Origin of the sequence: Schleiferilactobacillus harbinensis (assembly GCF_008694105.1) — a bacterium.
Taxonomy (GTDB): Bacteria; Bacillota; Bacilli; order Lactobacillales; family Lactobacillaceae; genus Schleiferilactobacillus; species Schleiferilactobacillus harbinensis.
Genome location: NZ_CP041364.1, coordinates 589,223 through 613,056, shown reverse-complemented (window position 1 = coordinate 613,056; position 23,834 = coordinate 589,223). Strand labels below are relative to the sequence as shown.

General features: G+C 53.7%; 26 protein-coding genes. 1 reads left to right on the top strand and 25 read right to left on the bottom strand.

Translation table 11 applies throughout. The features are described 5' to 3' along the window. Positions 1-42: 42 nt before the first annotated feature. From FMM01_RS03395 to FMM01_RS03300, 20 genes are all read right to left on the bottom strand, one after another. Positions 43-1,245: an FtsW/RodA/SpoVE family cell cycle protein gene (locus FMM01_RS03395; RefSeq protein WP_150391666.1), complete on the bottom strand. Its 1,203-nt coding sequence runs from the start codon at positions 1,243-1,245 to the stop codon at positions 43-45. A 20-nt stretch (positions 1,246-1,265) separates the two neighbouring features. After that, positions 1,266-1,499 (bottom strand): DUF2969 family protein, encoded by a 234-nt coding sequence (locus tag FMM01_RS03390; RefSeq protein WP_027827282.1) that lies wholly within the window; start codon positions 1,497-1,499, stop codon positions 1,266-1,268. After that, positions 1,492-1,809, bottom strand: a complete 318-nt coding sequence (yidD, locus tag FMM01_RS03385; protein WP_146995274.1) for a membrane protein insertion efficiency factor YidD — start codon at positions 1,807-1,809, stop codon at positions 1,492-1,494. Before yidD ends, FMM01_RS03390 begins: the two co-directional genes overlap by 8 nt. A 29-nt stretch (positions 1,810-1,838) precedes the next feature. Continuing rightward, the gene (locus FMM01_RS03380; RefSeq protein ID WP_051225035.1) at positions 1,839-2,021 is read right to left on the bottom strand and encodes a DNA-directed RNA polymerase subunit beta; all 183 of its coding nucleotides are present in this window, start codon (positions 2,019-2,021) and stop codon (positions 1,839-1,841) included. Positions 2,022-2,044: 23 nt separating this feature from the next. Next, positions 2,045-3,034 carry a rod shape-determining protein gene (gene mreB, locus FMM01_RS03375; protein WP_027827279.1) on the bottom strand — a complete coding sequence of 330 codons (990 nt, stop codon included), beginning with the start codon at positions 3,032-3,034 and terminating at the stop codon, positions 2,045-2,047. A gap of 102 nt (positions 3,035-3,136) precedes the next feature. Beyond that, a complete protein-coding gene (locus FMM01_RS03370; RefSeq protein WP_027827278.1) occupies positions 3,137-3,364 on the bottom strand; it encodes a DUF1146 family protein in 228 nt (75 codons plus the stop codon). Between the two features lie 298 nt (positions 3,365-3,662). Beyond that, positions 3,663-4,094, bottom strand: a complete 432-nt coding sequence (locus FMM01_RS03365) for a F0F1 ATP synthase subunit epsilon (RefSeq protein ID WP_027827277.1) — start codon at positions 4,092-4,094, stop codon at positions 3,663-3,665. 15 nt (positions 4,095-4,109) lie between these two features. Further along, a complete protein-coding gene (atpD, locus tag FMM01_RS03360; RefSeq protein WP_150391665.1) occupies positions 4,110-5,561 on the bottom strand; it encodes a F0F1 ATP synthase subunit beta in 1,452 nt (483 codons plus the stop codon). 25 nt (positions 5,562-5,586) lie between these two features. Then, a complete protein-coding gene (locus FMM01_RS03355; protein WP_150391664.1) occupies positions 5,587-6,519 on the bottom strand; it encodes a F0F1 ATP synthase subunit gamma in 933 nt (310 codons plus the stop codon). A gap of 12 nt (positions 6,520-6,531) precedes the next feature. Next, positions 6,532-8,112 (bottom strand): F0F1 ATP synthase subunit alpha, encoded by a 1,581-nt coding sequence (gene atpA, locus FMM01_RS03350; RefSeq protein WP_081674521.1) that lies wholly within the window; start codon positions 8,110-8,112, stop codon positions 6,532-6,534. A gap of 23 nt (positions 8,113-8,135) precedes the next feature. After that, on the bottom strand, positions 8,136-8,687 hold the full coding sequence (gene atpH / locus FMM01_RS03345; protein ID WP_146994442.1) for an ATP synthase F1 subunit delta: 552 nt from the start codon (positions 8,685-8,687) through the stop codon (positions 8,136-8,138). Further along, positions 8,674-9,201, bottom strand: coding sequence for a F0F1 ATP synthase subunit B (atpF, locus tag FMM01_RS03340; protein ID WP_063515129.1), 528 nt, complete (start codon positions 9,199-9,201; stop codon positions 8,674-8,676). The genes atpH and atpF overlap by 14 nt, the downstream gene beginning before the upstream one ends. Before the next feature lie 47 nt (positions 9,202-9,248). Then, on the bottom strand, positions 9,249-9,461 hold the full coding sequence (atpE, locus tag FMM01_RS03335) for a F0F1 ATP synthase subunit C (protein WP_027827272.1): 213 nt from the start codon (positions 9,459-9,461) through the stop codon (positions 9,249-9,251). A 22-nt stretch (positions 9,462-9,483) separates the two neighbouring features. Continuing rightward, positions 9,484-10,194, bottom strand: coding sequence for a F0F1 ATP synthase subunit A (gene atpB / locus FMM01_RS03330; protein ID WP_150391663.1), 711 nt, complete (start codon positions 10,192-10,194; stop codon positions 9,484-9,486). Positions 10,195-10,406: 212 nt separating this feature from the next. Next, entirely contained in the window at positions 10,407-11,036 is a 630-nt protein-coding gene (gene upp / locus FMM01_RS03325; RefSeq protein ID WP_027827270.1) for a uracil phosphoribosyltransferase, read from the bottom strand. 63 nt (positions 11,037-11,099) lie between these two features. Next, the gene (gene glyA / locus FMM01_RS03320) at positions 11,100-12,344 is read right to left on the bottom strand and encodes a serine hydroxymethyltransferase (RefSeq protein ID WP_027827269.1); all 1,245 of its coding nucleotides are present in this window, start codon (positions 12,342-12,344) and stop codon (positions 11,100-11,102) included. 43 nt (positions 12,345-12,387) lie between these two features. After that, the gene (locus FMM01_RS03315) at positions 12,388-13,398 is read right to left on the bottom strand and encodes an L-threonylcarbamoyladenylate synthase (protein ID WP_027827268.1); all 1,011 of its coding nucleotides are present in this window, start codon (positions 13,396-13,398) and stop codon (positions 12,388-12,390) included. Between the two features lie 21 nt (positions 13,399-13,419). Continuing rightward, entirely contained in the window at positions 13,420-14,277 is an 858-nt protein-coding gene (gene prmC / locus FMM01_RS03310; protein ID WP_190973446.1) for a peptide chain release factor N(5)-glutamine methyltransferase, read from the bottom strand. Next, complete coding sequence (prfA, locus tag FMM01_RS03305) at positions 14,264-15,352, bottom strand: peptide chain release factor 1 (RefSeq protein ID WP_027827266.1); 1,089 nt, start codon at positions 15,350-15,352, stop codon at positions 14,264-14,266. Before prfA ends, prmC begins: the two co-directional genes overlap by 14 nt. Then, on the bottom strand, positions 15,345-15,947 hold the full coding sequence (locus FMM01_RS03300) for a thymidine kinase (RefSeq protein ID WP_027827265.1): 603 nt from the start codon (positions 15,945-15,947) through the stop codon (positions 15,345-15,347). Before FMM01_RS03300 ends, prfA begins: the two co-directional genes overlap by 8 nt. Before the next feature lie 168 nt (positions 15,948-16,115). On the opposite strand from FMM01_RS03300, the gene FMM01_RS03295 reads away from it, so the two are divergent. After that, the gene (locus FMM01_RS03295) at positions 16,116-17,468 is read left to right on the top strand and encodes a Mur ligase family protein (RefSeq protein ID WP_150391661.1); all 1,353 of its coding nucleotides are present in this window, start codon (positions 16,116-16,118) and stop codon (positions 17,466-17,468) included. A 43-nt stretch (positions 17,469-17,511) separates the two neighbouring features. Here the strand turns inward: FMM01_RS03295 and FMM01_RS03290 are convergent, their stop codons facing one another. The 5 genes from FMM01_RS03290 to FMM01_RS03270 all read right to left on the bottom strand — a co-directional run bounded on the left by FMM01_RS03290 (position 17,512) and on the right by FMM01_RS03270 (position 23,809). Further along, positions 17,512-18,513 (bottom strand): serine hydrolase domain-containing protein, encoded by a 1,002-nt coding sequence (locus FMM01_RS03290; protein ID WP_150391660.1) that lies wholly within the window; start codon positions 18,511-18,513, stop codon positions 17,512-17,514. Then, positions 18,510-19,379 (bottom strand): VOC family protein, encoded by an 870-nt coding sequence (locus FMM01_RS03285; RefSeq protein WP_190973445.1) that lies wholly within the window; start codon positions 19,377-19,379, stop codon positions 18,510-18,512. Before FMM01_RS03285 ends, FMM01_RS03290 begins: the two co-directional genes overlap by 4 nt. Positions 19,380-19,531: 152 nt before the next feature. Continuing rightward, positions 19,532-21,427: an ABC transporter ATP-binding protein gene (locus FMM01_RS03280; protein ID WP_150391658.1), complete on the bottom strand. Its 1,896-nt coding sequence runs from the start codon at positions 21,425-21,427 to the stop codon at positions 19,532-19,534. Then, entirely contained in the window at positions 21,420-23,156 is a 1,737-nt protein-coding gene (locus FMM01_RS03275; RefSeq protein ID WP_150391657.1) for an ABC transporter ATP-binding protein, read from the bottom strand. The genes FMM01_RS03280 and FMM01_RS03275 overlap by 8 nt, the downstream gene beginning before the upstream one ends. Further along, complete coding sequence (locus FMM01_RS03270) at positions 23,156-23,809, bottom strand: TetR/AcrR family transcriptional regulator (RefSeq protein WP_051225033.1); 654 nt, start codon at positions 23,807-23,809, stop codon at positions 23,156-23,158. Before FMM01_RS03270 ends, FMM01_RS03275 begins: the two co-directional genes overlap by 1 nt. Between the last annotated feature and the right edge of the window lie 25 nt (positions 23,810-23,834).

Here is a 23,834-nt window from a genome sequence, read left to right as displayed (position 1 = left end):
CACGCTGGATTTCGCCGGGACTGTTTTTTCGATGCTTCAGGATCAGAAATCCTCTTCTTCGCCGCCGAACATATAGCTTGTATAGTGGAACCGCATCGACATGATAAAGCCGATGCCGATCATATTACCCAGCAGCGCTGACCCCCCTTGGGAAATAAAGGGCAGCGGAATCCCGGTCAGCGGCAGCAAACCGATGCTCATACCAATGTTTTCGAAAACGTGGAACACGATCATCATGATCACGCCCGTGGAAACATAGGCATAAAACTCGTTTTTGGTGTCGAAGGTGACCTGGATCATTTGGTAAATGAGCAGGAAGTACAGCAGGATCACTGCGCAACTGCCGGCAAAGCCAAAGTTCTCACCAATCACACTGAAGATCATATCTGATTCCCGGACTGGTACGTAAACCTGGGAATTATTGAAGCCTCGGCCAAACATTTGACCGCTGCCGATGGCCTTCATCGACTGCCACAACTGGTAACTGGTGGAAGACGTATCCACTGATGGATTCATCCAGGCATCGATGCGGTTGAACTGATATTGGTGGAAGCCAAAGTGCAGCAGAATCTCCCGCCCCCAATCCTGGGTCACCAGGAGAACCGCGCCGCCGCCGACCACGACCACGAAGGCAATGAGCGGCAGCAGGATCTTCCAGGTCATCCCCGACACCAGCATGACCCCGCCAACGATAGCCAAGAACACGATCATCGTCCCAAAGTCGTTCTGCAATTTGAGCAGGACAGCCACGGGTAAAAAGGTCAAAACCATTTTGGCAATCAGGAACATGTCGCTCCATACCCGATGCACCGCGTACTTTTCATTATGCTTCGACACCACCATCGCCAGCATTAAGATAAACGCCGGCTTCATCAATTCTGATGGTTGGAAAGTCAATGGACCGATTGCAAACCAGCTCTTCGCGCCGGTCTGAACAAAGTACGCCGTACTGTAAAACCGCAAGACCAGCAGCAGCAAGAGCAGGCCGCCAGCATAGGCATACGGTGCGATCTTCCATAACTGTTCCGAATCAAATTGCATGATGACCACGATGGCAATGGCGCCTAAGACATACCACAAGGCCTGAACGCCCACCATCTTCATCGCGCTGCCGCCATTAGGATCATGGGTCGTTGCCACATAAATCGAGACCAGCCCGACAAGCGCGAGCATCATCACGGAGAAGATCACGCCATAGTCAATGCGGTCCCCCTCAGATTTATTCTTGCGCTGTAATGTTTGCATGCGAACTCGTCCTTCCGCGCTTAACCGTTGTGCCGATGTAGATTATATTCCGCGATCAAGGCCTCCACCGCGTCGTCAGCAGTGTGAAACTTGCCCCCGACGGGCGTCTCGCCGGACCGGGCTAAGTAATGATCATCCTCTTGGGTGATCATGCCCAGCACATCATGATCCGTCTTCAACCGCCACGTGTTCGGCGTATCCGGAATTTCCTCCAAGGCCAACGGAATGTTTTGCTTCTTATTATGACTACTCATGGGTACCTGCTTTCTTCGTAAATGCTTCCGGGTGAAATTTACGGGCAATCAGTTCGTCTTCGTATTGTTCCGGATGGGGATTACGCCGGAGAGAAAAGTGATCTCCCACCGGATCAAAGCCGCCCTTCACAAACGGATTGCAGCGCAAAATCCGGGCGGTGCCCATCAGGAACCCCCGGACCGCGCCGAACTTTTGCACCGCTTGCAGCATGTAATTGGAACAAGTCGGATAGTAACGGCAGCTGGGCGGAGTCAAAGGCGAGATAAACCGTTGATAAAAATGAATCAGAGCCAGCAAAATACGCCGCATCGGTCATTCCTCCCTATCCATGTTGGCCGCTACTGCCAGAAAGAAAAGACGTGTTGCCAGGTAGCGGGGTCAAAAAAGCGCAGCGGATTCTGACCGCCCAGCGCCATCCCGGCCATCCCGCCAATCAATAACGCGATGAACGCGACGATCAGCACGATCAGCACATGCTTGAGAACTCGCCGGGCATGGTGACTATCTGTTTTCAACATCATCACTTCCTGTTCAAAAATCCAAATTACCGCTTCTTTTTACCGGTGACGTGGTCGAGTAAAATGCCCGTGCCCAGAGCCACCGAGTCCAATGGATCATCCGCCACTACGACAGGCAGATCCAAGGCATCGGCAAACAAATGGTCGATGTTCTTCAGCAGCGCCCCGCCGCCGGTGAGCATTACGCCGCGATCAATGATATCGGCCGACAATTCTGGCGGTGTCTGATTCAAGACTTCCTTAGTCGCCGCGATCACTTCGTTCAGCGTCGGGGTAATCGCCTCGGTAATTTCTTGGGCATTCACCGAAACCTCCCGGGGCAGCCCGGTCATCAAATCCCGTCCCCGGACTTCAATACTCTTATCTGCCGGCGGCTCGAAGGCGTAACCGATTTCTTTCTTCAGCGTCTCCGCAGTATGTTCACCAATCAACAGATTATGCTGCTTCTTGATATGGTTCACGATGTCCTGGTCCAACCGATCGCCGGCCCGCCGCAAAGAACGCGATGTGACCACGTCACCCATGGACAGCACAGCAATATCGCTGGTCCCGCCGCCGATATCGACAACCATATTTCCTTGGGGCTTGAAAATATCCATCCCTGCGCCGACTGCCGCGACTTTCGGTTCGAGTTCCAAATAAACCTTGCCGCCGCCGGTCTTTTCAGCGGCTTCAATGATCGCCTTGCGCTCAATGTCCGTCGTATTCGTGGGGGCACAGATCATAATGACTGGTTTCGACATGAAGCCCTTAACGTTCAACTTATTAATGAAATACGCAAGCATGGCCTCGGTAATGTTGAAGTCAGCAATTACGCCTTCTTTAAGCGGCCGAATCGCCCGGATATTTCCTGGCGTCCGCCCGACCATTTGATAAGCTTCCGTGCCGACGGCCAAGACCTTACCGCTCTGGGCGTCAATCGCCACGACGGAAGGCTCATTCAAAACAATGCCTTTTCCTTTTACATTGATCAGTACGTTCGCCGTACCCAAATCAATTCCGATGTCCTTTGCCAAAATGCTGACTCCTCTCGCGAAATGCTTGGTAAATTATACCATACTTTTACCCGGTTGAACGCGGCGTAAGCCTCCGCAGCCGGCGCACCGCCCAGCTTTGGCCTACTTGCTAAAGATTATGGAAAACTGGTTGATCATGCTTAGCAGGAATGAACTGACGCCAAAACCAATGGCACAGGCCAGCAGGATCAAGAAAACCCGGGCCGGGCCGACTTGATCTTTCTGCAAGATCTGGTCGAAACGCAGCGCGATAAAGGAGCGGAAGGTCAGAAAGATGAAGAAAAGATGCGAGGCAATCGTCAGCCCCGCTTGCAGTTTGAAACCGTTCATAGTGTCCTCCTAAGGCGAAGAATGGTCTTTGCCTGCCGTGCCAAAGCTGCGCAACCTCCGGCGGAATTGGGCTGGAACGTGGTGACGGCGCTTTGAGCCCGCAAAAACCGCGGTCTCAAAGTCGCCTAACCACATCGACGGCAAAGCCGTCGTGTGGTTTCCACCACTGAGCCCATTCCGCCTCCGGTTGCTCCGCATTGGCACTAGATAGCAATAAAATTTATATTTTCGCCACGACTAATTAAAAATAAAAGCCGGCACGCATTGCGTACCGACTTTAGCATACCATAAACCAACATTACTGTTGTTTCACGTAAATCCGATTGACCGCCCGTTGCAAAGCCACTTGGGCCCGACGCACTGAATCAACATCGTGCTTCGCGTTCGCCTCAGCGATAGCCTTTTCGGCCCGTTCCTTGGCGCGCTGTGCCCGACTCAAATCAATATTCCGTTCCCGTTCAGCAGAATCGGCAACAATGCTGGCGACATTATTCGAAAACTCCATAAAGCCGCCATTCACTGCGATGTGGTTTTCATGATCCGAGCCATCGACCCGTTGGACCCGCACTTCGGCGATTTTCAACGGTGCAATGATTGGTTCATGCCCCCGCATGATTCCGAGTTCACCGTCAATGGCATTGACGATCAGCAGGTGGGCATGGTGGTCATAGACAACCCCGTCAGGTGTAACGATCTTGACGGTAATTGCATGGGATAAATCTTCCGCCACGAGTGTCCCCTCCTACTATGCTTTAGCGGCTTGCGCAGCTGGCTGGTCAGCAGCCGGCTGCTTAGGCTTGAAGCCCAGCTTGGCTGCCTTCTTCGGCACATCTTCAATTGGACCGACAGACCGGAAAGCTTCTTCAGGGTAATCATCGAACTTGCCGTCCAAGATTTCCTTGAAACCGCGAACCGTATCCTTGACTGGAACATAGGCTCCCGGCACGCCGGTGAACTGTTCTGCGACAAAGAAGTTCTGAGACAAGAAGAATTGAATCTTCCGGGCCCGGGAAACGATCAGCTTTTCGTCATCGGACAATTCATCCATCCCCAAAATGGAGATGATGTCTTGCAATTCCCGATAACGCTGGAGGACATGCTGCACTTCGGTCGCTACAGCATAGTGCTCGTCACCGACAATTTCCGGATCCAGTGCAGACGAAGACGACTCCAGCGGATCCACAGCAGGATAAATCCCCTGCTCGGTCAAACGCCGTTCCAGGTTCGTGGTGGCGTCCAAGTGGGCAAAAGCCGTGGCCGGCGCCGGGTCGGTATAGTCATCGGCCGGTACATAAATGGCTTGAATTGACGTTACGGAGCCCTTCTTGGTCGAAGTGATCCGTTCCTGCAGCTGACCCATTTCAGTCGCCAGCGTCGGCTGATAACCAACAGCGGACGGCATCCGGCCCAGCAAGGCAGAAACTTCAGAACCGGCCTGGGTAAACCGGAAGATGTTATCGATGAAGAGCAGCACATCCTGCCCTTCAACATCCCGGAAGTATTCGGCCAGCGTCAACCCCGTCAAGGCGACCCGCATCCGGGCACCAGGCGGCTCGTTCATCTGACCAAAGACCAAGGCGGTTTTCTCCAGTACACCGGATCCCTTCATTTCGAAGTATAGGTCGTTCCCTTCCCGGGTCCGTTCGCCGACCCCGGTGAAGACAGAAATACCATTATGCTCTTCGGCAATGTTGTGGATCAATTCCTGAATCAAAACCGTTTTACCAACTCCGGCACCGCCGAAGAGGCCAACCTTCCCGCCTCGCAGATAGGGGGCGAGCAAGTCGATTACTTTGATCCCCGTTTCAAGCACTTCAGAAGTCGTGCTCAGTTCATCATACTTAGGTGGTTCACGGTGAATCGGATCCCGCCGGAAGTCCGCCGGGAACGGCGTACCGCCATCGATGGGATGACCCAGGACATTGAATACCCGGCCCAGTGTCTCCTTACCAACGGGTACGGAAATGGGGCCACCGGTATCTTTAACGCTCATACCGCGCTGCAGACCGCCAGTGTCTTCCATCGCGATAGTCCGCATGACACCGTCACCGAGCTCCAGGGCGACTTCCAGGACAACGCTCTGCTTATTGTTGTTTTCCACTTCCAGGGCATTGTTGATTTCCGGCAATGACCCATCCAGCGGAAAGGCAACATCGACAACAGGGCCGATGACTTGGACGATTGTACCTTCACTCATTCGTTTGTCTCCTTTCCCATCATGATTATTCTAGCGCAGCGGCACCACCGACAATTTCGGTGATTTCCGTTGTGATTTGTGCCTGTCGGGCACGATTTAATTGGGTAGTTAAATTATTGATCAAATCATCCGCGTTGTCGGACGCCGACTTCATGGCGGTCATGGACGAGGCATGTTCTGCCGTCTTGGCATCCAAAATCGCGCCAAAAATCAAGCTTTCGGCAAACTGCGGCAAAACGGCACTGAGTACCACTGGCAAAGAAGGATCGGCGATATATTCAGTCGTCACCGGCGCTTCTGTGTCATCCTCTTCCGCCTCAATATCACTGATCGGCAGCATTTTCTCCACCCGGAACGCGCTGCTCAGTGAATTAATATGGTGGTTATAGCACACATACAATTCATCAAACACCCCATTGTCGTACATGGTGACCGCGGTGGAAAGAATCTCACGGATTTCTTCGAATGTCGGGATATCACCGATGCCCCGGTATTCGTAGATCAGATTCATATTATTGGTTTTGAAGAAATCAGCACCTACACCGCCGACCGCCATAATGGCGTAGTCGGTTTCGTGGTCTTGGCGAATCATATCCAGCATCCCCTTGAGGATCGTGCTGTTATAACCGCCCACCAACCCCCGGTCAGAGGTGATCACTAGATAACCAGTCTTCTTGACTGGGCGCTGAACCATCAGATCATTCAACGTGATCCCAAGTTCAGAGGCCATTGGGTTCGTGGGGGAATTCCCCACTTCCCCAGCCTGGGCTAACAATTGAGCATTCGCTAAATGGGTCACGATCGAGCGGACCTTGTCCGCGTAAATCTGATAATCGGCAGCGCGCTGCTGAATTCGGTTCAGTTTCGCCCCGGAGACCATTTGCATGGCCTTCGTGATCTGGCGAGTGCTCTTGGTGGAGGCGATCCGTCGTTTAATGTCAATTGAGGAACCTGCCATAAGCGCTCCCTCCTACTTGGCTTGACTGGGTGTCTGGTTGTCCTGACTGCCACCGGTAACGGCAGCAGCTTCTTGATCCGGCGTTTGCTTCTGAGTCGAGAACCCATCTGCAAAGTCTTTCACAGCCTTATCCAAAGAATCATCCTTAGGCAAGTCACCGGTCTCTTTGATGGTCTTCAAGATATCCGCGTGGGTACCGTCGAAGAAGGCAAAGAGCTCGGATTCGAACCGCAGAATATCATCAACGGGCACCGGATCCAAATACCCATGAACCAGGGCGTACAAAATAACGACCTGTTTTTCAACCGCTAACGGTTTGTGCAAGCCCTGCTTGAGGACTTCCACGGTCCGTCGGCCCCGATTCAGTTTGGCCTGCGTAGCCGCATCCAAATCAGAACCGAACTGCGTGAAGGATTCCAGTTCCCGGTAGGAAGCCAAGTCCGTCCGCAGAGTCCCAGCGACTTTCTTCATTGCCTTGATCTGGGCAGCCCCACCAACCCGCGACACAGAGGCCCCGGCATCAATGGCTGGACGCGTCCCGGAGAAGAACAAATCGCTCTCCAGGAAGATCTGACCATCGGTGATGGAAATCACGTTGGTGGGAATATATGCAGAAATGTCCCCAGCCTGGGTCTCAATGATCGGCAAGGCAGTCATGGAACCGCCGCCTAACTTGTCACTGAGCTTCGCGGAGCGTTCCAGCAAACGGGAATGCAGGTAGAAGATATCCCCAGGATAGGCTTCACGACCAGGCGGACGACGAAGCAGCAAGGAAAGTTCACGGTAGGCGACTGCCTGCTTGGACAGGTCATCAAACACGATGAGCACGTGTTTGCCGTTATACATGAATTCCTCACCCATAGCCGAGCCGGCATATGGTGCGATATACAGCATCGGTGCCGGTTCAGACGGACCGGCGGTGACGACGATGGTATAATCCAAGGCGCCAAAACGCCGCAGAGTTTCCACCTGAGCCCGGACAGTTGATTCCTTTTGCCCGATCGCCACATAAATACAGATCATGTTTTGACCTTTTTGGTTCAAAATCGTATCAATAGCAATTGACGTCTTCCCGGTCTTCCGGTCACCAATAATCAACTCCCGCTGACCACGGCCAATCGGAACCAGGGCATCAATGGCTTTAAGCCCAGTCTGCAAAGGTTCAGTAACGGATTGCCGCTGCATAACCCCTGGGGCTGGCGATTCAATCGGCCGGGTCTTGTCCGTTTTAATGGCACCCAGACCGTCGATGGGCTGACCTAGCGGGTTCACGACCCGGCCGATCATCGCATCCCCAACGGGGACTTCCATGATTCGACCAGTCCGTTTCACCTGGTCACCTTCCCGAATGTCATCGAATTCGCCAAGAATAATGATCCCGACGTCATTCGTTTCCAAGTTTTGGGCGACACCATAAGAACCGTTGCTGAATGTCAGCAATTCGTTACTCATGGCGTTTTCCAAACCGGTCGCACGGGCGATCCCATCGCCGACATAAGTGACAGTACCCACTTCATCGACTTGTAAATCATCTTTGTAACTCTCTAGTTGTTTTTTGATCAGAGCACTGATTTCCTCAGCTTTGATGCTCATTCAATTCACCTCTCTTGCGACCATTACGATGCTGCTGTTAAAGCCGCCTTGATGTCGGCCAGCCGCCGGGCCATGCTGCCATCCAGCACCGTATCATGTACCCGCACAACCACCCCGCCGATCAAGGCCGGATCCTGGTGCAGGTGCAAATATACTGTTTTAGCGCCGAACCGGGCGGCAAGCGCCTGTTTCAACGCCGTCTGCTGGTCCGCAGTCAACGGCACTACGCTGGTGACGTGCGCTTCAATGATGTGCTGATCCGCATCATATAAGTGCTCATAGGCCTTCACAATATCAGGCATGTCCACCATCCGCTTATAGTCATAGACCATTTGCAGCAAGGTTTGCGTTTGCTCTGAAAATGGCTTCTTCAGCTCAGCCAAAATCGGCTGTTTTTCTTGTAATGAAAGCCGATTATCTGTCAGAATTTGACCCAAATCCGGTTGAGCGGCGAAGACTTGTGCCAGTTCCCGTAATTCATCTAACGTCTCCGCTGCATTACCACGCTCTTTCGCCAATGCCAACAAGGCAGTGGCGTAACGCGTACCAACCGTGCCGCGATCAAGCTTGGCCATGGGTATTCAATCCTTTAATGTAAGTATCGATCAATTGTTGGTGGGCACTGGCATCCAACTCTTTGTTGATCAACTTGCTGGCAATTTGCACCGACAGATCGGCGATATCATCCTTCGCCTGAGCCAAAGCATCCTGCTTGGCTTGAGCCGCATCCTTTTCCGCCTGTTTACGCAACACATCGGCTTGGGAATGCGCCTCGGCCACAATTTGATCCTGTTGCGCAGAACCTTGTTGTTGGGCTTTGGCAATGATCGCAACGGCCTGATTCTTCGAGTCAGCCAACGCGGCAGCGGTTTGCTTCTGCTGGGCTTCCGCAGTTTCGCGGGCGCTCTGGGCGTGGTCAATATCATCATTGACCTTGTTGCGCCGGGTTTCCATCATTTTATTGACCGGGCCCCAGGCAAAATGCCCAACCGCCCACATCAAGATCATGAAGAGAACGAGGTAAAACAGCAAGTCGAAGACATACAAACCGCCGGTGGCTTTGCTGGCTAAAATCACTTCGCTAGCCAATTACACACACTTCCCTTCGCTGTGTTTTTTTCGTTGTCACTGACTGATTACAGAAACAGGATAACGAAAGCCACGGCGACGGAAAGAATCGGCACGGCTTCGATCAAGCCAACCCCGATGAACATCAGAGTACGTAACGTACCAGCGACTTCCGGCTGACGAGAGATACTCTCGACCGTCCGGGAAATAACCAACCCGTTACCAAATGAAGCAGCCAGGGCAGCTAAGCCCGCGGCGAGAGAAGCGGCAAGATATTGCATGTAAGTTCCTCCTAATTTATGTTTATTCTGTTTCCAATTTTCGTGACATATAGACCATAGCCAGGGTAACGAACACGTATGCCTGAATAGATCCAATGAACACGGAGAAGCCTTGCCAGATGAGCTCTAACGGTGCAGCCAGAACAACGCTCACAACACCGAAGCTCTGGGCAACAGAGCCCAATAATGTTAGTAATACTTCACCGGCAAAGATATTGCCGTAAAGCCGGAGGGCCAACGTTAAGAAGTTCGTGAACTCCTCCAATATATTGATTGGCAAAAGCATTACCATCGGCCGGGTATAGTTGTACAAATACCCGCCGAAGCCAAACTTGCGCACCGAGAAATAGTGCGTCAGCAACAAGGCCATGAATGCCAAAGACATGGTCACCATGGGGTCACTCGTCGGCGACTTGATCCACGTCGTCCCACCGACATTTACTTCGATGGCGAGGCCTAATTGGTTAGACATCCAAATGAACAAGAACAGCACAAAGGCAAATAAACGGAATGGCTCACCGGTTGCCCCAGGCATCGCACTATGTACGATACCATCAGTGAAATCGATCATCCATTCCAGCATGTTCTGCTTCTTTGTGGGTCGGAATTGGGGCTTGCGAGCAAACCAATAAGCCAATACAAAAACTAATGCGGCTGCAACAAGAGCGGATAAATCATTGGCCAAGTTCATCCGCATGCCCATAAATTCCACGATCGGATACTTCTCGTTCACGTTGTGACCTCCTTTCCATAATGGTTGTTGGTACGCCGCCGAAAAACATTCAGCGGTCTCCAAAACACACTCGGTATGATAACACCAGATAAATGAAAACACAAAGCGGCAAGCCGGAAGATAACGGTTACGAATCCAACAGATCAGCCCTATTGCCCAAAAATAATAATGAAATTTTCAAGCAGAAAATGGGTGATTTTGGAAGCGCCATCTTACTTTGTACCGAAAAGCCGATCTCCGGCATCGCCCAGACCCGGTACGATGTACCCGTCCTGGTTCAGATGATCATCCAAAGCGGCGGCATAAATGTCAACGTCTGGATGGGCCGCTTGAACTGCCTTCACGCCCTCGGGCGCCGCCACCAGAACAACTAAACGCATATGGGTCGCGCCGCGCTTCTTCAGCGCGTCAATCGCCATATTGGCCGAGCCGCCGGTAGCCAGCATCGGGTCGACGATGAAGAGTTCCCGCTGACCGATATCTTCAGGCATCTTCACGAAATATTCGTGCGGTTTCAGGGTCTTCTCGTCCCGGTACATGCCGATATGGCCGACTTTAGCTGCCGGGATCAGTTCCAAAACGCCGTCCACCATGCCCAGCCCGGCCCGCAAGATGGGAATCACCGCGAGCTTCTTGCCGGATAACTGTTTTTGGATTGTCTTACCCATGGGCGTTTCGATTTCAACGTCCTCCAGCGGCAGATCGCGGGTGATTTCGTACACCATTAATTCCGCGATTTCGTTGGCTACTTCGCGAAACTCCTTGGTGCCGGTGTGCTTGTCCCGAATGATCGTCAGCTTGTGCTGAATCAACGGGTGATTAAGTACAGTAAACTTGCTCAATGCTCTAATCCTCCTATTCCAGTTGTATTCATTCTACCACGGGGAAATAAGAAAAGCTGAATATTACCGGGTAATTGGTAATTGATCCGTCAACGCATAGACTTGCTGGCGGATATCGGCCAAAGCCGCTTGATCATGCCGCTGCTGGATCGCCTGGACGATCCATTTGGCCACTTGCAGCGATTCCTGTTCCTTGAACCCGCGGCTGGTGATCGCCGCGGCACCGATCCGTACTCCGCTGGTCTTGAACGGACCATTCTTTTCGCCTGGAATGGTGTTCTTATTCAGGGTAATGGCAATACTGTCGCACAAGTCTTGTACTTCCCGCCCCGTCACACCCATGCCGGTCACATCCAGCAGGAACAAGTGGTTATCCGTACCACCGGAAATAACTCGCAGTCCCGGTTGGGCGTTGCAGTAGTCCGCCATGACAGCAGTGTTCTTGATCACCTGAGCAATATACGCCTTGAATTCCGGCTGCATCGCTTCGTGGAAGGCAATGGCTTTAGCGGCGATCACGTGCTCCAGCGGACCGCCCTGGGTACCTGGGAAGACCGCCGAGTTGATGGCCCGGCCATAGTCGGCTTTTGCTAAAATCAGGCCGCCCCGGGGGCCGCGCAGAGTCTTATGGGTCGTCGTCGTCACGACGTCCGCATAGGGTACTGGACTGGGATGCGCGCCCGTCGCCACGAGCCCCGCAATGTGAGCCATGTCGACCATCAAATACGCACCAACTGCATCAGCAATCTCTCGGAATTTAGCAAAGTCGATCGTCCGGGAATACGCTGAGGCGCCCGCCACGATCATCCGCGGGTGGATCTCTTCGGCCAATGCCCGGACCGCCTCATAGTCGATCCGCTCCGTCACGGGATCGACCCCATAACTGTGGAAAGTATACGTCTTCCCCGAAAAATTCACTGGCGACCCATGGGTCAAATGACCGCCGGCAGTCAGGTCCATGCCCAGGACTTTGTCGCCGGGATGCAAAAATGCCCGATAAGCCGCTTCATTGGCTTGGGAACCGGAATGGGGCTGGACATTGGCATATTCGGCATGGAAAAGTTCCTTCGCCCGGTCGATGGCCAAGTTCTCCGCAATGTCGATATACTCACAGCCGCCGTAATAGCGGTGGCCGGGATATCCTTCGGCATACTTGTTGGTCAAGACTGAGCCTTGGGCTGCGCGAACACCCTGGGACACGATATTTTCCGACGCAATCAGTTCGATGTTGTGCTGCTGCCGGTCTTCTTCTTGGTGAATGGCAGCCCAGAGGGCGCGGTCTTCATTTTCATAGGCGGGTGTGGTCATGACAAAATCCTCCTTCAGCGGATCTCCTGAGTGACGTCAGCAATTAATCAAAGTACTGCAGTCCTGCGGCCTTCTCCAACCGATTCATATAGGCTAAGCCTAAGCCATCGGGGGTGAAGCCCTGGGCCAAAATGATTTTGATCTCCGGATTCAAATCAAAGTAGCGCAACCCGGCAAATAGGCGGTGCGTCGCACTGTCCACATCGTCCCCCAGTGAATATTGGGACTTGAAACGGACCGCGTCCTGCTTTTCCAAAACCGCATCAGTCGCCAGCAAACCAACAGGGCCCTTGCCTTCAGCCCAGTCAATGGCTTTGGCAAAGTCTGCCGGATCCCGAACAATGACGACCTGGGCATTGGGCGCGTAGTGTTTGTACTTCATCCCTGGGGCTTTCGGTACTTCATTGGCCCCGACCTTATGGCTGTTGATCAAAACTTTGCCAATGATCGGTTCCAAGTCATGGATGGACACTGCGCCGGGGCGCAAGATAACCGGCGGGACTACGGACATATCGACGATCGTGGATTCCACACCGACTTTAGTCTGGCCGTCGTCCAGCACGGCAGCGATTTTACCGGTTAAGTCGTGGAGTACGTGGTCGGCGGTGGTGGGACTTGGTTTGCCCGAGGTATTGGCGCTGGGACCGACCATGGGGACTCCCGCCTGTTCAATCAATTCCCGGGTCAGTTTATCTGCCGGGTTGCGAAAAGCCGCCGTGCGCAGACCGCCAGTGACTTCCTTCGGCAATGTGCCCGGTTTCACCGGCAGTACCAGGGTCAGCGGACCCGGCCAGAACCGGTCAAACAAGGCCTGCACCTTGGGGGTGATCCCTGCCGCGTATTGGGCGACCTGCTCCGGCCCGGAGACCGTGACGATCAGCGGATTGTCGCTGGGCCGCCCCTTGGCAGCGTAAACCTGCTTCACCGCGGTCGGATTGGTGGCGTCGGCGCCTAGTCCATACACTGTTTCGGTGGGGAAAGCGACCAGCTGGCCGGCTTTGATAAACGCCGCCGCTTGGGCCACTTGATCCGGCTTCAAACGTAATGTTTCCAAAATAAAAACCCTTCTTTTCTTTCAAACTTGCGGCCGATACACCGCCCGCACCATCCGGGGATGGCCGGCCATATCGGCTCTGAATTCCGGGACCAGCCCAGGTTGACGGGCCAACAGCGCGGCGAGCGCCGGTCGCTGGTGATAGCCATGCTCTAAAAAGAGCTGGCCGCCCGCGGCTAAATGGTCCGGAGCCTGGTCAATCAACTGGGCATAGAGGGCATGCCCATTGTCCGGCGCGAACAGCGCCGTACTCGGCTCGTACTGCTTCACTGACTGATCCATCACGGCTGCCTCGCCCCAAGCAATGTAGGGCGGATTGCTGATAATGGCCGTGAAGCGATCCTGAGCCACTGGCCTAAACAGGTCACCCTGGATGAACCGAATTCGCCCGGGCACCAAACGCTGGGCATTCGCCGCCGCCACTTCCAAGGATCGGGGCGAAATATCGGTGGCGGTCACTGACCACCGGGGCCGTTCATGGGCCACCGCGATGGCAATGGCGCCGGACCCGGTCCCAATATCCAGAACAGACACTGGCCGATCTGCTGGCAATGAGGCCAGCAGCCAGGCCACCAACTCTTCGGTCTCTGGACGAGGAATCAGTACCCCGGGCGCAACCTGCAGCGGCAGGCCATAAAACCAGGCCTGCCCAACGATATACTGCGCCGGCTCCGCCGCCAGCAAGCGTTTGGCGTCACTGACCAGCTGCTGCTGCAAATCAGCCGGGATAACTGTCCGCAGATGCAGGAGCAGATCCGTGTTTGTCCAGCCCTGCCGAGTCGTTAAGACGTACTCAGCACCATCTGGATCCAGCCCCTGGGCGGTTAACTGCTGATGCAGGGTCTGCAGCCAGGTGTTATACGTCTCAGGCGCCGACATCCTGCAAGTGCTCCAGTTTGTCGGTCTGGTCATGGACGATCAAGGCATCAATGATCTCGCCAAGATCACCGTTCATGATCCGGTCCAGCTTGTTCAGCGTCAAACCGATCCGGTGGTCAGTCACTCGGTTTTGCGGATAGTTGTACGTGCGGATCCGTTCGGACCGGTCACCGGTCCCCACCGCACTCTTCCGCTTTTCATCGTACTTGCTTCGGTTTTCGGTTTCATAGAAATCATAAACCCGAGTACGCAGGATCTGCATTGCCCGTTCCCGGTTCTGCTGCTGGGACCGTTGATCCTGCATGGCCACGACGATGCCAGTGGGAATATGCGTCATCCGCACCGCTGAAGACGTCTTGTTGATATGCTGGCCGCCAGCCCCGGAGGAACGGTACACGTCTACCCGAATATCCTTGGGATCCAGCTTGAAGTCGATGTCATCGTATTCCGGCATGACTGCGACAGTGGCCGTTGAGGTGTGCACCCGGCCAGCGGATTCCGTCACCGGCACCCGCTGCACCCGGTGCGCGCCGTTTTCATACTTTAGTTTGGAATATACCTGCGTCCCGGTGATCATCACCGCAACTTCCTTGAAGCCGCCGACATCCGTGCGGTTTTCATCGATAATTTCAAACGTCCAGCCCTGGCGCTCGGCGTATTTCTGATACATGGACAACAAATCCGCCGCAAACAGACTGGCTTCGTCTCCGCCAGCCGCCCCGCGGATCTCCATGATGATGTTCTTGTCATCATTAGGGTCCTTAGGCAGCATCAATACCAAGATCTCGTGGTCCAACTGTTCCTTTTCTGCCTTCAGATTAGCCAAGTCTTCCTTAGCTAATTCTTCCAACTCGGCATCATCGGAATCTGAGAGAACTTCTTCACTTTCCTTGATGTCATGCTGGACCTGTTTATAGTGCTTGTACTTCTGCACTACTTCCCGCAGACTGCCCTCTTCTTTGGTCACCTGCAGATAGCGTTGCGTATCGTTGATCACTTCTGGATCAGCCATCATTTCTTCCAGCTCGTCGTAACGTTGCAAGACGCCTTCGAGCTGGGCAATGATTTTATCCATCGATTTCTTCTTTCCCTTCTATTTTAGCTAAATCAGGGTGGAAATAATGATATCGGCACACTGGATAATAAGATTCGTTGCCGCCAATCATAATTTGTTCACCCTCGTAAACCGGCCGATTATCGTGCACCCGCAGATTCATTGTGGCCTTATGCTGGCAGAACCAGCAAATGGTCTTCATTTCTTCGATCTTGTCGGCATACAGCAGTAAATACTTGGAGCCTTCGAACAATTCATTGCGAAAGTCGTTCTTCAAGCCGAAGGTCATCACCGGAATACCCAGATTATCCACGATTTTGCATGCTTGCAGCACCTGCGCCTTTTTCAGAAACTGGGCTTCATCGATCAGGATACAGGCCGGTTTGATCGGCTGGGCGTCCGTAATGGCAAAAATGTCGGTATCCTCCAGGATCGGCAGTGCGGGCCGATGCAGCCCAATCCGGCTGGCGATGACGCCCTCGCCGCTGCGCGTGTCCAGATGGCTCGTCATCAGCACCACCGGCTTATTCTGCTCTTCATAATTGTGGGCCACCTTCAAAATTTCGATGGACTTGCCGCTATTCATGGCACCATAACGGAAAAATAATTGGGCCAACCAGGCCACCCCCATTTTCAACGTATCGTCTAAATCTTATCTAGTATAACGGAATCCGCACCAGCAGTGAAGACTAACCGCCGCAGCAAACAGTCAGCATCGCCCTAAAGCACGGAATCTGCTAGAATAGTCAAGAAACATTCGAGAAAAAGGATAGGTGGCTGACAGATGAGCATCCGGGACAAATTCGCAATCACAGTAGGGAAAAGTGCCTATTGGTTCTTACACACCTTTCGCAACGGCGGCAGTTCATTCCCTGGTCAACTGGTGGAGCGGATCGCCCCCAACGCCCTGGCCGCACTGGGCAAAGATTACGATACGATTATTATCACGGGGACCAATGGGAAAACACTAACCACCGCCTTGACGGTGAAAGCCCTGCGTCAAAAATACGACCAGGTCCTGACCAACCCCACCGGCTCCAACATGTTCCAGGGCATCATGACGGTATTCATGGCCAATTCCCGCCGGAAAGGCGAAAAGGGGCTGGCGGTACTGGAAGTGGACGAAGCCAACGTCGCTCACGTCGCCGAACAGCTGCACCCGAAGATGTTTGTCCTAACCAATATTTTTCGGGATCAGATGGACCGCTACGGTGAGATTTATACCACCTATGAGAAAATTTTGGCCGGCGTGAAGTTATGTCCCGAGGCCACGATTGTTGCTAATGGGGATGCTCCAATTTTTAATTCAAAAGACTTGCCCAACCCCAAGGTCTACTACGGCTTCAACCTGCCGGACGAGGGCGACACCCGGGCCGATGTGAATACCGACGGCGTGCTGTGTCCGGTGTGCGATCACATTCTGCATTATCACTTCAATACCTATGCCAATTTAGGTAATTATTTCTGCCCCAATTGCGGTTTCCACCGACCCGCGTTGAAGTATACTGTCAACAGTGTTGCCACCCTCCTGCCGACCCGGTCCACCTTTGACCTGGATGGTCACCAGGCGTCGATCAATATCGGCGGCTTGTACAATATTTACAACACCTTGGCGGCTTATACCGTTGCCCGGGAATTCGGCGTCACCGGGGATCAGGTCGTCCAGGCCCTCTCCGGCGATGAGACTGTCTTTGGCCGCCAGGAAGTGATCAATGTGGATGGTAAAAAAGTGACTATTATTTTGGTCAAAAATCCGGTGGGCCTGAACCAGGTCCTGACCATGATCCACAATGATCCCCAACCTTATTCGCTGGCCGTCCTGCTGAATTCCAACTACGCGGATGGGATCGATACCAGCTGGATCTGGGACGGGCGGTTTGAGGACTTGGATTATGCCGCCATGCCGGCAGTGATTGCCGGCGGCCACCGGTATAAGGATATTGCCTTGCGGCTCAAGGTCGCCGGCGTCGCCGACGATCATCTGCAGACCGCGGAAAACGTCACCGACGCAATTCCGCTGATCCAGCAAATCCCCAATGACCGGATTTATATTTTGGCTACGTACACCGCGATGCTGGAGCTGCGCAAAGCCCTGGCCGACAAAAACTACGTCAGTCAGCAACTGGTTAATCATTGATTGGTCCATATAAATAGCACACCGCTGGCGGGGTGCTATTTTGCTACCGGCGATCGCATTCCGCCAGCCACGTATTGAGAATGATCTCCCGATCTGCCAAGAAGCGGTCGTTTTGCCCATTGGGATAAATCCGATTAGTCAATACGATCAGCCCCTCTTGATGCTTCCGGTCCAGGGCCATGAAGGTCCCAGTAAAACCGGTATGGTACAGCACCGGCGTGCCGGCCGGGGTCGTCCGCAGATCCCAGCCAAGGGACCGCTGACCGTGATGGGGGGCCCAGTCCTGCCACAACGGCAACAAAACTGATTGATCCAGCGGCGCCGGCACCGGCGCCCATTGGCCCAAGTACCACTGCACGAAGCGCACCAAACTCGGCAAGTCGCTGAACAATCCCGCTGAACCGCTGTGGTCGCCCAGTATCCGACTCTTCGGGTCATGGACAACACCGGCGAAATTGGTGCCGGCGGCAGCATTATAGAGCGTCGGAACTGCTCGTGCCGGATGAAAGGCGGCCCCGCTCAAACCCAAGGGACGCAACACCCGGTCGGTGATCAGATCATGAATCGGCGCACCGTAAAGCTGCTCCAGCACGAACCCGACGAAGAGCAGATTAGTGTCGCTGTATACCGGCTTCTGGGCAAAAGCATCAGTCACCGGCAACCGGAGCAATGCCTCTTTTAACTGCGGTGCCGGCAGGGCATTACGGTGCGGAATATAGCCGGCGATCCCGGACGTGTGGGTGAGCAAATGACGAAATGTGACCCGCTGATCCTGCACAGTGGGTAAAAAGTCTGCCACGGGTGTATCTGGTGTTAACCGGCCCTCCGCCACTGCCTGCAAAAATACCGTCAGGGTGCCCACGACTTTCGTCAGCGACGCCAAGTCATATTGCGCATTGGGGCCCAGCGGGGTTGTCTGGGGGTACCAAACGAGATCGCCTAAGACACGGGTGTCTGTATTGTGCGGATGAACATACGCATAAGACACACCAGGCACGACCCGGGCTGTCACTAACCGTTGAATCTGTTTTTCCGATTTCCTCATGCGATGGCAAACCAGAGGTTAATACCGTTAGGATCTGTGACTTGTAAATAATGGAACTGGCTGTTGTAGTCGTAGTCCTTGAACCCCTGAGCGTCCAAATTCGTCCGGAGCAGATCCATGGCCGACTCGTTAGGCAGGATCAAATTGACATAATCCAAGCCGTATTCATCAAACACCGGCTTAGCCAAGTGCTCGTCGTTCGTCAAATTAATGCCAATGTGGTGGTGATAATCCCCCGCCGCCAGAAAGAGTTGCTTGGGATCCGCATCGTTATTCACTGAAAAGCCAAGCCCTGCTTCATAGAACTTCGCCGTATCCGCTAAGTTGTTCACCCGCAGCTGGACATGGCCGATGGAAATTCCTGCCGGGGCGGCGGCATACTTATCTCCCTGGTGTTTCAACAACACATCCTGGGCGATCGTCTTGGTCCGCTCGTTGTGCCAGTCAATGGCATTAGGCGTGCGCCACTCCGACGCTGATTTGTCGTCGGCAAATTCTACACCATTCCCCTCGGGATCATGAATAATGAACGTTTGCGAATAGGAGTTTTCAAACACCCCGTCAATGGCAATACCGTTATCGACCATATGCTGCAAAGCAGAGCCCAGGGTATTGCGATCCGGCAGCAGGATGGCCATGTGCTCCAAGCCAGCTGTGGGGGCCTTCGGCGTGCGCCCGGCAATCTTGTGCAGGGTCACCAGCACTTCCTGGTTTTGCCGGGTGCCTAAATAGGCCACTTCTTCCGAACGTTTTAATAAAGCCAATCCCGCGATTTGCGTATAAAAGTCCACCATGGCCTGTAGATCCTTGACCTTCAGGGCAACATACCGAATGCGGGTCTCATCTGCGATAATATAACCGGACATTAAACCCAATCCCTTCCTGTAACGTTTGCGTGACATGGTAATTGTGAGTGAAAAAAGTATAAAATTCAAGCATCATGCTCAGCTAAAAAGACACCAAGTCCCCTATGGCAGAGGGCTTGGTGCCTTATGCAAACTTTCTTGGGCAAACCCGCTTAAGACGGTTCCGCCATGGTCAAATTGCCAGTGAACTGACTGTTGTAAAGGTCGGCATAGAAGCCATGGGCCGCCAGCAGACTGTTGTGCGTGCCAGTTTCGACCACGCTCCCGTGGTTCATGACAATGATGTTGTCAGCGTCTTGAATCGTGGACAGCCGGTGAGCCACCACGAAGCTGGTCCGACCTTTCAGCAGACGCTCCATCGCATGCTGAATGTGCAATTCTGTCCGGGTATCCACGGAACTGGTCGCTTCATCCAGAATCAGAATGTCCGGATCGGCCACAAACGCCCGAGCAATCGTCAGCAATTGCCGCTGACCCTGGGAAATATTGCTGGCCTCTTCATTCAGGATCGTGTCGTAGCCCTTGGGCAGCTGCCGGATAAAGCTGTCCGCATGGGCTGCTTTGGCAGAAGCGAAGATCTGTTCATCCGTCGCATCTTCCCGGCCGTACCGCAGGTTGTCCATAATGGTCCCGGTAAACAGCCACGTGTCCTGCAAGACCATCGCAAAGTGAGCGCGCAGGGCTTCTCGCTTGATATCCCGAGTATCGGTCCCGGCTAAGCGGATCGACCCGCCATTGATATCGTAGAAACGTTCCAGCAAGTTAATGATAGTCGTCTTCCCAGCGCCGGTGGGGCCTACGATGGCAATCATCTGTCCCGGATAGACGTTCAGGTTGAAGTCGCTCATCAATTGCGGCTTGCCAACATAACCGAATTGGACGTGTTCCAGCGCGATCTTGCGCTTGTCATCGGGAATCGGGGCCACGCCAGACGGCTGATCCTGCATTTCCGGTTCATCCAACACTTCGAAGATCCGTTCCGCCGAAGCGATCGTGGATTGAATCGTGTTGGCGAGGTTGGCCAGTTGCGAAATCGGCTGGGAGAACTGCTGGGTATATTGCAGAAAGGCCTGCACATCCCCTAAGCTGACTTCTCCGTTGGCCACACGGATCCCGCCGAAGATGGCGACAAACACGTAGCCTAGGTTATTGACGAAGTTCATCAACGGCATAATGATCCCGGAAATCATTTGGGCTTTCCAGGAGGCATTGTACAGCTTAGAGTTTTCTTTCTCGAACTGGACAATACTTTCGGCTTCATGGTTGAAAGATTTGTTCACCACGTGGCCGCTGTAATTTTCTTCAATCTGGTCGTTCAATAACCCCAACGACTTCTGCTGGGCAGCAAAGAACTTCTGGGACTTTGGCGCGACAATGCCGACGACGATCAAACTCAGGGGAATGGTCAACAGAGCAATTCCCGTCAACGTCCAGCTGATCGTAATCATCATCCACAGTGTCCCAATGAACATCACCGTACTGGTGATGGCCTGAGTGATGTTTTGCTGCAAGGTGCCGGCGATATTATCCATATCGTTAATCGCCCGAGACATAATATCCCCATTGGGATGGGTATCGTAATACTGGACCGGCACCCGGGCCATCTTATCCTTCAAGTCCCGACGCAGCCGATAAACGGTATCCTGGGAGACCTGAGTCATAATGAATTGTTGCAAAAAGCTGAACAGGGCAGACGCCAGATACATCAGGATCACGGTAATGATGATCTGCTGAATCTTGCCAAAGTCGATGGGGAAGTTGGCGATATTGATCCCCGCCTTTTGTTCTGCCGTCCCCTTCATCACACCCTTGAAGATTTCGGTCGTCGCTTCCCCAAGGATCTTTGGCGTCCGAATCTGGAAGACTTGGGAGACAATGGCCAAGATCATCACGGCACTGAAAGCTACGGCATGGGGTTTCATGTAGCCCATTAACCGCCGGGTGGTGCCCCAGAAGTTCTTCGGCTTCTGCTTAACGCCGGCCATCCCGCCCATTGGTCCGCGGGGACCGCCGCCGCTTGGGCGCCGACTCGATTTATTATCACTCATGATGCGTGTCCCCTTTCCGGATTTGTGAAGAAACGATTTCTTGGTAGGTTTCGTTGTTAGCCAGCAACTCCTGGTGTGTGCCGCGGCCGACCATCTTACCGCTATCCAGCACGATGATCGTATCCGCGTCGGCGACGCTGGACACCCGCTGCCCGACGATGACCGTCACACTCTCTTGCATTTGCGGATCTTCATGCAGGGCATGCCGCAAATCAGCTTCGGTCTTGAAGTCCAACGCAGATAGGGAATCATCAAAGACGTAGATGCTGGCTTTCTTGACCAGCGCCCGGGCAATCGCCAGCCGCTGCTTTTGACCGCCAGAGAAATTGTTCCCGCCCTGCTCGACCACAGCATCCAAGCCATCCGGCAGGCCCTTCACGAACTCAGTTGCCTGCGCGATATCCAAGGCATGCCACATTTCGTCATCAGTGGCGTTCTCGTTCCCATATTGCATGTTCGAACGGATCGTCCCTCGGAAAAGAACAGACTTCTGGGGTACAAAGGCGACATGCTCATGCAGATCTGCCAAATCCCACTGGCGGACATCCGTCCCGTCAACGTTGACACTGCCTTTTTCCACATCATAGAACCGCGGAATCAGATTGACCAGCGTCGTCTTGCCGGAACCGGTCCCGCCGATCACCGCCACTGTTTGCCCCTTATGCATTTTGAAGTCCACCCCCGTCAATGCGGGATCTTCCGCTTGGGCATAGCGGAATTGGACATTGTCAAATTGCAAAGACGCTTCGGGTTGGGCCGGTGCGGTCGGTGCGGCTGGCGACTTGACAGTCGTTTCCGCATCCAAGACCTGATTGATCCGCGTTGCGGACGCTTGGGCCCGGGGCACGAAGAAGAAGACCATGGAGAGCATCATGAAACTCATCAAGATCTGCATCGCGTATGTAAGAAACGCAATCATATTACCAGTTTCCAGGGACTGGGAAGCAATCCGCTGGGCCCCAAAGTAGACAATGCCGACGTTCGTACCAGACATGATCATGGTCACCAAAGGAAACATCACGGCCATAATGGAGAAAACCATCCGGGCATTGTGCGTGTAATCCTTGTTGGCCACATCAAACCGATTCTGTTCAAACTTATCCCGGCGAAAAGCGCGGATGACCCGCACCCCGGTCAGCCCTTCCCGGAATACCAGGTTCAGGCGGTCGGTCTTTGTTTGCATCTTGCGGAACAGCGGCACGGCAAAGAACATCACCACACCCATCACGATTACCAGAATCGGAATGACGACGACGAAAATCCGGGTCAAATAGGCGTCCTTCTGGTAGGCCAGGAAACTCGCCCCCACCAAGGTAATTGGCGCCATGATCATCATCCGCAACATCATCATGGTCACGTTCTGAATCTGCATGACATCGTTGGTGGTCCGGGTGATCAAAGAACTGGTGCCGATGGCATCGAACTGGTCATTGGAATAGAACAAGACTTTGTGGAACAAATCACTCCGCAAATTCTGGCCCAATTTTTGGGACGCCCGGGAAGCGAGGAAGACGTTGCCGACGGCAGCCAGAATAAACAGCCCCGTGACCAGCAGCATCCGCCCGCCGGTTTCCCAAATGTAACCGACATTGCCGGTGGCGATCCCTTTATTGACGATGTCCGCCGTCAAGTTGGGCAGGTAGAGCTGAGCGGTGACCTGGGCGACCATGAAGAGCAGCGCGCCCAAGACCTGCCACCCGGACATGCGGGCTTTCATTAATTTGAACATTACCTTTCCTCCTGCGTTTCTTTTTCAACACCGTGCTGCAGCCAATCGATCATCGTCAGCATGTTCTGCCGGTAACGATCAGCCACTGCGGTGTCAGTCGCATCAGCGGCTTCATTGAAATAGCGGGCCACATTCTGGGCAAACACGCCAAAGAGCATGTGCACCAAAGTATGCAGCTGATCATCACTATTCACGTTGAGCCGCTTGGTATCCACCATCTGCGACCAGTTAGTCCGAATCCGATGCTGAGCCCGGTAGTGTGCCGTCCACTCATCATCTACCTGGACCGACCCGCGATAGCTGAAACTGAGAAACAGCATGCGATAAAACTCTCGGTACGGCCCCTGACTAAGATCGGTAAAAGCCGCTTCCGCTAGTTCCCGCACCGTCGCAAACAGATCGCCCTCGTGGCGGCGCAAGGTGCCGATCGTATCGGCCGCCCAAGCTTCCCGCAACTGACCCAACAGATAAAAATACAGATCCGTCTTATCCGAAAAATACTGATAAAAACTGCCCCGGGAAATCTTGGCTAACCGGACGATTTCGCTCACGGATGCATCCGCCAGACTGGCATGGGAAAAAACAGTGAAGCCGGCGTCAATCAAGCGCTGCCGTTTTGTTCCGGGCAGGTTAAAAAATGTTTGCGTGGGCACGCCCAGCAGCCTCCTTTGTGACATT